The sequence below is a fragment of the Candidatus Fusobacterium pullicola genome (assembly GCA_018883725.1).
Taxonomy (GTDB): domain Bacteria; phylum Fusobacteriota; class Fusobacteriia; order Fusobacteriales; family Fusobacteriaceae; genus Fusobacterium_A; species Fusobacterium_A pullicola.
This window is the reverse complement of the sequence record JAHLFN010000006.1, coordinates 1-8453: the sequence shown is the minus strand read 5'-3', so window position 1 is coordinate 8453 and position 8453 is coordinate 1. Positions and strand designations below refer to the sequence as shown.

At 29.7% G+C, this 8453-nt stretch carries 7 protein-coding genes; all 7 read left to right on the top strand.

Translation table 11 applies throughout. From position 1 onward, the window contains the following. Window positions 1-36 precede the first annotated feature (36 nt). Window positions 37-1323: an oligosaccharide flippase family protein gene (locus IAA47_00330; GenBank protein ID MBU3841441.1), complete on the top strand. Its 1287-nt coding sequence runs from the start codon at window positions 37-39 to the stop codon at window positions 1321-1323. Continuing rightward, complete coding sequence (locus tag IAA47_00325; protein MBU3841440.1) at window positions 1316-2023, top strand: acylneuraminate cytidylyltransferase family protein; 708 nt, start codon at window positions 1316-1318, stop codon at window positions 2021-2023. Before IAA47_00330 ends, IAA47_00325 begins: the two co-directional genes overlap by 8 nt. Before the next feature lie 82 nt (window positions 2024-2105). Further along, window positions 2106-2468, top strand: a complete 363-nt coding sequence (locus tag IAA47_00320) for an FMN-binding protein (protein ID MBU3841439.1) — start codon at window positions 2106-2108, stop codon at window positions 2466-2468. A 218-nt stretch (window positions 2469-2686) separates the two neighbouring features. Then, the gene (locus IAA47_00315) at window positions 2687-7282 is read left to right on the top strand and encodes an autotransporter domain-containing protein (GenBank protein MBU3841438.1); all 4596 of its coding nucleotides are present in this window, start codon (window positions 2687-2689) and stop codon (window positions 7280-7282) included. A gap of 72 nt (window positions 7283-7354) precedes the next feature. Then, on the top strand, window positions 7355-7870 hold the full coding sequence (locus IAA47_00310; GenBank protein MBU3841437.1) for a hypothetical protein: 516 nt from the start codon (window positions 7355-7357) through the stop codon (window positions 7868-7870). After that, window positions 7849-8208: a hypothetical protein gene (locus tag IAA47_00305; protein MBU3841436.1), complete on the top strand. Its 360-nt coding sequence runs from the start codon at window positions 7849-7851 to the stop codon at window positions 8206-8208. The genes IAA47_00310 and IAA47_00305 overlap by 22 nt, the downstream gene beginning before the upstream one ends. Before the next feature lie 124 nt (window positions 8209-8332). After that, window positions 8333-8453 (top strand): helix-turn-helix domain-containing protein (locus tag IAA47_00300; GenBank protein ID MBU3841435.1); only part of this gene is annotated, 121 nt, incomplete at its 3' end.

Genomic DNA, 8453 nt, shown 5'->3' with positions numbered 1-8453 from the left:
AGTGGAAAAAAGATAACTAAAAATATAGCTTGGCTAATGTTTGATCAACTCTTTATATTAGTTCTACAATTTGCAGTAGGGATAAAGATAGCAAACTATTATGGGGCAGAGCTATATGGAAAATATAACTATGCAGTCTCTCTAGTAGCTTTTTCAGCTATATTTTTTGAATTGTTAAATAGTAGAGTAATAAAGAAACACTATACAGAGAATAATTTTAATAATGTAGTATTCAATGTTAATTTTTTTCGTAATACTATGGCGGGGATAATAATATTTATACCAATAATATTGAAGCTAACAGTTGGTATGGATAATCTTCTCTTCTATATGCTATTACTAATCTGTCTAGATAATATACTTACTACAGCAACCTATGGGATAGAGAACTTTTTTGAGTTTAAGCTGGAGTCTAAAAGAATAGTGATATCTAATAATATAGTGAAGGTAATCTCATACTCACTACAATATATCTGTATGTTACTCAATATGGGAATAATAGTTGTACCAGCTATCAGATGTATAGGAAGTCTCATAAGAATGGGAATTTTGAAATTTCAATATAGGAGAGCCTATCTATCTAAAATTACAACTTTGGAGAAAAAAGTAGATAGAAGCTTACTTATCAAGATAATAGATGAGGGGAAATTTTTATGGGTAACCTATATATCATTTTTGGTATATACACAGGTAGATAGACTTATGATAAAATACTATATGGGAGAGAGTGATGTAGGGATATATACCATAGGAGTACAGCTTTCTACAATTTTGGCTATCCTTCTAGGTCCTATTCAAAATTCACTATTCCCTAAGATGATGGATCTATATAGGAAGAATTACAAAGAGTATTACCAATTTTATCTTTTTTCTAATACTCTAGTGACACAATTTTACCTTATAATAACTATAATCTCAATAATAGTAGTAAAACTGAGCTTTAAATATGTATATGCACAGGAATATAGTCCAGCTATAGGAGTTTATACTATTTTAGCAGTATCAATTTTTTTAAAGGCAAATGGTTCACTTCAAACTGGACATATGACACTAAAAAATATAACTGAGAAAAGTTTTTACAAGACTTTGATTAGCTTGATTTTAAATATTATACTGAATATCTTTTTAATTCCAAGATTGGGAATAGATGGGGCTGCAATAGCAACACTGGTAACACAGTTTACAGCTCTGTTTTTAATAGATTTCTTTATACCTGAGTATAGAGAGCAAGCATTTATCCAATTAAAATCATTTAATAGCTTTTATCTTTTTAAAGAGCTTTTGAAAAAATATAGAAGTAGGAGGGAGATGAAAAATGTATAAAGGAAAGAAAATATTGGGAATAATACCAGCTAGAGGTGGAAGTAAGGGTATTCCATCTAAAAATATTATAGAGATATATGGAAAACCATTGATACAATACTCTATAGAGTGTGCAAAATCATCTAAATACCTAGACAGAACTGTTATATCTACAGATGACTTGGAGATAAAAGAGGTAGCTGAGAGATTTGGAGGAGACGTTCCATTTATGAGACCAGAGGAGTTAGCTCAAGATACATCTAAAACAATAGATGCTGTGGTACATGCTATAAATTGGTTAAAAGAGCACGGAGAGGAGTATGATTACCTTGTACTACTTCAAAATACTGTACCTCTTAGAAAAGGTTGGCATATAGATGAGGCAATAGAGAAACTTTTTGAAAGTGATGAGAAAAGTCTTGTAAGTGTGACAGAGGTTGATGAGAACCCTGTACTTATGAGAACTATCAATGAAGATGGAACAGTAAAAAATCTATTATCACTAAATAGTACTATGAGAAGACAGGATTTCCCAAAATTCTATAGGGTAAATGGGGCTATCTATATACAGGAGTTAAATGAAAACTTTGGATTAGAGACAAGTTTAAATGATGGTAGACTTGCCTATATAATGAATGAAAAATACTCTGTAGATATAGACACATATTTGGACATTAAGAAGATAGAATACTATTTAGATCAAGAATTAAAGGGAAAATAGTAGTTAAGCATTTTATTTCTTTTAAAATTATGGTATAATTTAAGAGAGTATATTACAAAAAAGATATTAGGGAGGAAAGAAAGTGAAGATAGAAAAAATTAGAAAGATATGTGTAGTAGCTTTTATCATTGTAGGATTAGCTTGTATATTTATAGAAAAGGCTAATGCTCCTAAGGAGTATACAGGAGTGGGAGATGGATTTAATGATGAGATTACTGTAACAATACTTACTAAAAAGAATTCCAATGGTGAAGTTAGAATTTCAGATGTAAAATATGCACATAATGATACACAAGCCATTGCAGATCCAGCAATAGGGCAACTTATAACACAATTAAAAGCAACACAAGATATTTCAAAACTAGATACAATAGCCGGAGCAACTTATAGTTCAGAAGGGTTTATTATGGCTGTAGAGGATGCTTTGTCGAAGATAAAGAAATAGCACTATATAATGATAAGAAAATTTTTGGAACTAGAGGTGACGAACCTCTAGTTTTTTTACCGCAAAAAATCACTTTCGACACTAAAACGCCACATAAAATTTGTATAATATTCGAATAACAATCGTATGAAAAACTTAAGAATATTTTATAAAAAACTTTACATATATAATTTTTATTAATCTTTTTTAAAAAATAAGTTTAGGAGGAGTTAGAAGGAATGAATAATTTGTTAGAAAGATTTATAAAAAGAAATAATAAAAAGAGAGGGATAAACATTACTGTTGCAACAATAGTGATGTTCTTATTAAGTTGTACTGGAATATATGCTGCTACTGTAATTGATAAAAATGAGAAAGAATATATACTTCATGTAGGTGAAAATGGGGATAATTCTTATAGATGGGGTGGAAGTAAATATCTTTATACAATTGATCAAAATAAATTGATTATAAATGGTAGATTAGAGGCGGGAAATAACACTCAATCGCTAGAGATAAGTTCAAATGCTAAAGATATAACTGTAGAGAATAATGGATTTATAGATGGAGTTACTATTGGTAGAGACTATAGTAAATTAGATGGAACTAATGCAACTTTTACTAATAATGGTATTGTTTCAAATGAAGGAAATGCAATTGTTGTTTATTCCAAAAATGCCACTGTTAATAACTATGGGATAATTAAAGGTGGAGAAAAAGGAGTAGAGTTTACTACTGGAATTTCAAATGAAAAATTAAACAATCAAGGTATTATTTTAGATAAAGATGGAAAAATTTTAAATGCTTCTACAGTTGAGCAAAAGATTGTTTTAGATAATGGAAATTATACAGTAAAGAATGCTGTAGATTCAAGTGGAAAAGCTCAAGCTATTACAATGAATGGAACGTCAGGAAGTAATTCATTCACTAACTATATTTTAAATGGAATAGATACAACAATATCAGTATCAGGGAAAGGGAATAATTTATCAGGTTCAGTTGTAAATAGTTTAGGTAATGCTATAAATATCGAATCTGGAGCAGAGTTAGGATTAGGATCGACTACTGTTAATGGAAATATAGCAATCAATGGTGGAACTTTAATTTTAATAGATATTAACAACAAAATTAATGGGAATGTTTCTGGAACAACTGATAATGATACTATAAAATTAGGATATCAAGTAGATACTAATATAAATTACACTAATTTAAATACTATATTAAAAGGTTCTGGGGTAGATACTTTGAAATTTCATGATAATGGAAATACTATAGACACCACACAAATTTCTTTTGCTGGAAAATTTGAAGGTGGAGCAGGAGCAGATACTTTTATAGTAAATGGAGCTAACTACACTATTGATGGAGGAGCAGGAACAGATACTTTAAAATTAACAAAGGGATATACGGGAGCAGTTTCTGATTTCTCAGGAGTAACTAATATAGAAACTTTACAATTGGGAGATGGAAGTAATACTTTGGATATTTCTAATATTAACGGAAAGTTTACTACCATAAAAGGTGGAGAGTTTGTTAATGGAGGAAGTGGAAAAAATACTATTAAAACATCTACTGATATTGGTGAAACTTTAACATTAGTAGGTGGAAAAGATTCGAGTGTAAAAAATATTTTAGTATTAGATAATAGTAATAATAAGATTGAATTTAATGGAAAATTAGATACTAGTGGTGGAAATTGGAATATTCAAGTAAATAATTTAAAAGGAACAAATTCAGTTACTTTAAATAAAGAAAATTTAAATGGAAAAGCTACATCACTAGAACTTTTAACTAATATTTCTGGAGAAACTGAAACTAAAAATCTTGTTGACTTATTAAATGCTTCAGGAATAACTTATGCTATACCCTTGAATAATAATACTTCTAACTATAAAGATAACTTAGTTTTTAATGGAACAACTTTAAATAATAAAACAATATTTGCTATAAACTATAATGATAGTGTTACTATGCAAAAAAATATAACTGGACAATATGCATTTAAACCATTAGGAACATTTACTCCAACTGTAAAAGTTGATTCTTTTACAACTTTTGAACAAAATAGTAAGGTAACAAGTGTTGATTATAATGGAAAAGAGAGTGGAGTCAATTTTCAAGTAACAAGTGGAGCATTAAGTTTAGGTTCATTAAAATATGAAAATGGAAAGTTAGTATATAGTGGAGCTAATCCATTTGTTGATGGATATAAATATACTATTAATGGAAATGTTAATTTAAATTTTGAAGGATTAGAAAATGCTGGTTTAACTTCTGGAAAATCTATAGCACTAGGAAATGTAAATAATAATATAACTATAACAGGTGGAAGTCTAAGTATGCCATCATTCTTAAAATATAGTAATGGAGCATTTGTTGTAAAATCATGGGATGAGATGAATCCATATGGAAATAACAACAACTTCCTAGAGACTACATACAATAATATGCTATCTAAATATGGACAAACAGGTTCAGAGGCTATTACTGGTGCTTTAAATACTTGGAGTAAAGAGGCTTTAGTTAACTATATTAGTACTGGTGGTATAACTCAATATGATTTTACATTAGATGGAAAAACATATCAAAATACTTTACTTACAGGAGATAATAGTGATATAAGTAAAGAGTTTAAAATTACTGGAAATAGTGGAACTATTACATTCCAAAATATAGCTACTTCTGATAGTTTAACTTTAGCAACTACTGGTGGAACTGTAAATCTTACTGATGGAGTGAACATAGGTGGAGATATTAACTTTGGAGAAAGCTCAAATGTAAATTTAAATGTTAATGCTTACTATGCTGGAGGAGTTGCTTCAACAATAAAAAATATCAAAGGAAATGATAATGATAGTAACATAAGCTTAACTCATGTAAATATTATTGGAAATAACTCTAATGATGGTAAGATAGAATTAGGAGCAGGAAACGATACTTTAACTCTTAAAAACGTAGGAGTAAACTCTATTACAGGAAGTGGAAAAAATACAATAGAGTTAAATCAAGGTTCAAATGTAGGAACTATTAGTTTATCAAAAGATAGTACATCAGCAATTAGCTTAATGTCGCTAGATGTAGATAGTAGTATAGACAATAATATTACAGTAAATGATGGAGCCACAGTGGGAACTATAGATTTATCAAGTGCTGGAAATAGCTTGGTTACACTAAATAGTGGAAAAATTACAAATGTTAAATTTGGTTCTGGAAATGATATGTTAACTTATAATGGTGGAAATATAAGTAAGATTGATTTTGGAGCTGGAGATAATGTATTAAATGTAAGAGCTGACTTAGATTTATCAAATACAAAAATTTCTGTAGCAGAGGGTGGAACAGTTAGAAATACACTTAATGTTGGAAAAATATCAGTTCGTTCAACTACAGTTAAAGATTATTTAACTTTAAGCGGAGATTTTTCAGCTTTCTCAAATATTAATATAGAAGGGGCTACAAAACTAGAGTCATCTTCAAAATTGGCAGAGGGAACAAATATTAATTTAGGTTCTAATACGCTTATAGCTGGAATTAACATTGAAAATGGAACAGCAAAAACAGTTCTTTCAGGAGCAAATTTAGAAGCAGGAGAAAATTCAAAATTAATAATTGATACAATGAAAGCGGATTCTAATACTACAATTTCTCTTGATGGAATAACAGGAATAGAAAATGTATCAAAAGTTGATACTAATACGATAGCTCATATCATAAAAGAGAATGCTGATGGAACTTATAGTGTAGAAGCAAATAAAAACTTGATATCAGGAGAAGGAAATGATTTAGTTAATGGTATAATTTCTTCTGATAATGGAGAGGGATTATTTGGAGATATAACAGATAAGGAAGCACAAGCACAACTATTAACTGATGTAACAAAAGATATGATGTATAGTTCACCATATGCATATTCTAGTATAGTTTCAAGAAAGACAGCTGAAATGATTAATAATGCAGTTATGAACTTTGATTTAAAAGCTGATAAAAACCAATGGTTAGCTTATGGTTCATTATTAGGAAGTGGAAAAGAGATTCAAGATTACTATTCAGGAGTTAATAATACTACTTCAAACATAAATACTGATATCTATGGAGCTTATGTTCAAGCAGAATATGGATATACAGATAATACAGCACTAGGATTTGTAGTAGGAGCAAATAAAAGTGATAGTGATATAGCAAAGAGTTCTCTAGATGGAAAAGGAATGTATCTAGGTGGATATGTAAAACATAACTATTCAGATAATTTACAAATAATAGGAGGATTAGCATATCAATATAACAGTTATGAAAGTGATAGAGTTGCAGGAAACTCAAATAAAACACTTACTTATTCAGAGAAATATAATGATGATACAATAACAGGATTTGTAGGTGGAAAATATGAGTATAAATTATCAGAAACATTGACATTACAACCTAATGCAAAGTTAAATATTACTCATATTATGCAAGATGGAGTAACTGAAAGTAATAAGGAAGCTAGTTTAAAAGCTAATAGTAAAAACTTTACAAATATAGGTACAGAAATAGGAGCAGATTTAGTAAAAACTATAAATGTACAAAATGGAAAAGTAAACTTAAAAGTTGGAACTAGCCTAACATATTTAATTACTGGAGCAGATAAAGAGACTATGAGAGCAAATTTAATAAGCGATAATACTAAATTTGATATCAAAACTCCAGAGCAAGATAAAACAAATGTAAAATTCAAAGTAGGAGCTCAATATGAAAAAGAGAGCGGAGTACTATATAATGTAGAAGGAAGCTACATCACTTCTTCTAAGGAAAAAGAGTGGGTAGTAGGAGCAGGAATAGGATATAGATTCTAATGAATAAAAACAAAAAAGGAACTGTAAAACCAGCTCCTTTTTTGCGTGTATTAAATAATTAGGGAGAGTGGTATGAGGAGATTAAAGAGTTTACTAACATATATTTTCACTATAAAATTAGTCTATTGTGGAACTGTATCAGATTTGATAGATTATCAACTGTACAAAGATTTTGCAATGAATAAGGGACAATTTAAGGTTGGAGCAGTAAATGTAAAGGTAACGAGAAAAGATGGAAGTTTTAAAATCATAGAAGTTCCTATATTAGATTTCTCTTCAACTGACTCTAGTGCAGTAGGGACTTTAGTAGATCCTAATTATGTGGCTGGAGTAAAGCATAATAGAGGATATACTACAGTTAAATATGGGTATGATACAGGACATACGTATAAATTAATAGATAGAAATGAGAAGTCTAATAGAGATTATCATACCCCTAGATTAAATAAAGTAGTTACAGATGTAGCACCGACAAAGTATAAACAAGATGATACTTTAGTACAAGATTGGAAAAATAAATACTCAATGTTTGCTAGAGTTGGAAGTGGGCTACAATATATTCTGGAATGGCAATATCTGCAACTGTAAGCATATATATTCCAGTAGATAGAGAGTTTATGGAGCAGGTTATGCAAGAGGATTATCTTCCAGAAGTAAAGGATCTGAAAGCTGAAGGTGAGATAGTCTGGGGAGCAGCAAAAACAGAAGAGGGAAGTAATACGGGAACTGGAACTATAACTCAAGGGGATAGTAGCTGGACATATAATGGGTTAAAATCTGATTTAGATTTATCAAAGGCTACAAATGATGAACTCAACTATACAAAGCATCTGACTTTTGCTGGAGAGGGTGGAACTATAAAGTTAGAAGACTCTATAAATATGGGAGCTGGAAAGCTAATATTTAATATAAAATTCTATAGATAATTTATAGATTGCGGTATAATACTATTGAGGTGAGAAAATGAAATATTACTCAATAGGAGAATTTGTAGATAAAATAGGAAAAAGAGCAAATAAGGCTAAAAAATGATTAAGGAATTAATGGAAGATGATTCTAGCGAAAAAAGTTAGACTTTATCCAACTAAAGAGCAAGAACAAAAATTATGGCAATCTATAGGAACTGCGAGATTTATCTATAACTATACTATCGCAAAACAAGAAGAAAACT